The 2,263-nt window shown below is 57.9% G+C and carries 3 protein-coding genes; all 3 read left to right on the top strand.

Translation table 11 applies throughout. The features are described from left to right. Nucleotides 1-474, top strand: a 474-nt coding sequence (locus BEN30_RS14820) for a transposase (protein ID WP_245649065.1), incomplete at its 5' end; no start/stop codon positions are given. Nucleotides 475-838: 364 nt separating this feature from the next. Then, nucleotides 839-1,264: a hypothetical protein gene (locus BEN30_RS19135; protein WP_069959103.1), complete on the top strand. Its 426-nt coding sequence runs from the start codon at nucleotides 839-841 to the stop codon at nucleotides 1,262-1,264. A 19-nt stretch (nucleotides 1,265-1,283) separates the two neighbouring features. Continuing rightward, nucleotides 1,284-2,263, top strand: a 980-nt coding sequence (locus BEN30_RS14810) for a cation diffusion facilitator family transporter (protein WP_170827081.1), incomplete at its 3' end; no start/stop codon positions are given.

Raw genomic sequence — 2,263 nt, 5'->3', positions numbered from 1 at the left:
ATCGCCGCCCTGACGACACGGATCGCGGCCAGAACGGCCAAGATCAAGATGCTGTCGGCGGAACGCGGCGTGGCGCGGCGGCTGCAAACGATGCCCGGGGTCGGTCCGCTGACGGCGCTGGCCATTGAAGCTTTTGCCCCGCCGATGGAGAATTTCCGCTGTGGACGCGACTTCGCCGCCTGGCTCGGTCTCGTTCCGCGCCAGTTTTCATCGGGCGGTAAGGAACGCCTCGGACGCATTTCCAAGGCGGGGCAGGCAGATATCCGTCGGCTCCTGATTATCGGGGCGATGTCGCGCCTGAATTGGCTGGGCCGTAAATCGATCCCGGAAGGATCGTGGTTGGCGCGAATGGTGGCGCGAAAGCCGAGGATGCTCGTGGCGATCGCTTTGGCCAACAAGATGGCGCGGACCATCTGGGCCATGCTAACAAAGAATGAGGATTACCGGGAGCCGACGCAGGCTGTGACGGCATAAACAACATGTCGCACAACCTGCTCGGCACCGGGTAAAGGAGGTGTGAGAAGGCGACGACCCGAATGGGCAAAATGATCGAACCGATCTGGATCAGGAAAACCAGCTTAGAGTCGTGAGCGTGAAAGCTCGGGAATCAGATTTGGACCTGCTCCGCAGATCACCATACCGGCCAGCGGCTTTCTGGAAACGTCGCAAGCAAAGGCCTCACAGAAGACCGCACTCGATCACACGCACTTCGGAGCAGAAACTTCTTGCATCACGGGCGGCAACCACAGAGGACTCTCAGGTCTTGGCTCCTGTCTTCATATCCGTCCCATTCGCCTATACTTGTTGTTTCAATGTAAAGCTTTAAAGGAACCGCATTATGAGCAAAACAGGCGCAAAAAAAAGTTTTTCAAAAACTAACGTCGTGGCAGACATTTCCGATACCTTTTCTAATCTCTCCAATGCCCAAGGATTCACCAGCAAAGCCATTGGCACCAAGAGTGTCGGGGCCGGAATAAATGCCGGCACGGGAGTTGGTGCCGGCACCGGAATTGGCGCTGGAGCAGGCATGGGATCTGGCATGGGTTGGGGTGCGGCGCATCATGCCGCCATTGCGGCGGGCGGCGGAGCGGGTGGTGGTTTTGTTGCCGGCAAAGCAGGCGGATTAAAGCTGGGCCTGGGGCTTGGCGGCTTGGGCGGCCCTATCTTCCTTGCCGCCTTGGTCGGCGCGGGCAGTTATGCTCTGTACAAGATGCTGCAAAAGCCCAAAGCGCTTAAGCCCAAGGCGCGATCGGCGAAACCGTAACGGTGAAAAGCGAGCATTGATGATGGCTAAGCTCAACTTACACGCCGAAGACATCGCGCGTCTGAAGAAAAATGCCACTGCTCTGTCCTTGGTTATCGGCGCGATTATGCTGTCCATGAAGGTCGGCGCATGGCTCGCCACCGGGTCCGTCAGCGTCTTAAGCGCGTTGATGGATTCGATCCTCGATAACGTCATGGGGGTGGTAAATTTTCTGGCGGTGCGTCGCGCCCTGCAACCTGCCGATCCCGCCCACAGGTTCGGCTTCAGCAAGTTCGAGCCGCTGGCGTCCTTGGCCCAGTCGGCTTTTATCATCGGCGCGGCGATTATGATCGCGTTTGAGGCGGTCGACCGCTTCCTCCATCCCCATTCCATAGAACATGCTGACTGGGGCATAGCCTCCATGGTCGGCGTTATCGTGTTGATGGTGGGGCTGGTGGCCTATCAGCAAAAGGTGATCCGGCTGACCGGGTCGTTGGTGGTGAAAGCAGATTCCCTGCACTACAAAGCCGACGTGATGATGCATGTGGGCATCGTTGTGTCGTTGCTGATTGCCAGCGCAGGCGGGGTAGCCTGGATCGATTCCGTCATCGCCTTGATCATCGCCGCCTATTTGTCGTGGAACGCCAAGGAAATCCTTGGCGAAGCGATCAGCATTTTGCTGGACCACGAGTTGTCTGACGAGGTGCGCCACCAAATTCGCAACATCGCCCTGTCCCACCCGTGCATTCACGATGTCCACGATCTGCGCACGCGATCCGCGGGGGATCAAATCTTTATCCAGCTCCATGTGGAAATGGATCCAGACCTGTCCCTCAAGGATGCCCACCGCTTCGCCGAGGAAGCGATCGACAAGATTTTAGAAGTATTTCCCAACGCTGAAGTCCAGGTTCACCAAGAACCCTTGGGCATGCCGCGGCATCGGTCCTGGTGCCGCAAGGCCGGTCTTCACCCCAGCCCTGGCGAATTTGGCGAAGCGCAACCAAATGAAACCGAACTGAC

Source organism: Magnetovibrio blakemorei (genome assembly GCF_001746755.1).
Lineage (GTDB): Bacteria > Pseudomonadota > Alphaproteobacteria > Rhodospirillales > Magnetovibrionaceae > Magnetovibrio > Magnetovibrio blakemorei.
This window is presented reverse-complemented; position numbering and strand designations above follow the sequence as displayed.

Bases quoted from the DNA above. Each gene is read 5' to 3' on its own strand.
- BEN30_RS19135 (WP_069959103.1), top strand. From the start codon at position 839: ATGAGCAAAACAGGCGCAAAAAAAAGTTTTTCAAAAACTAACGTCGTG.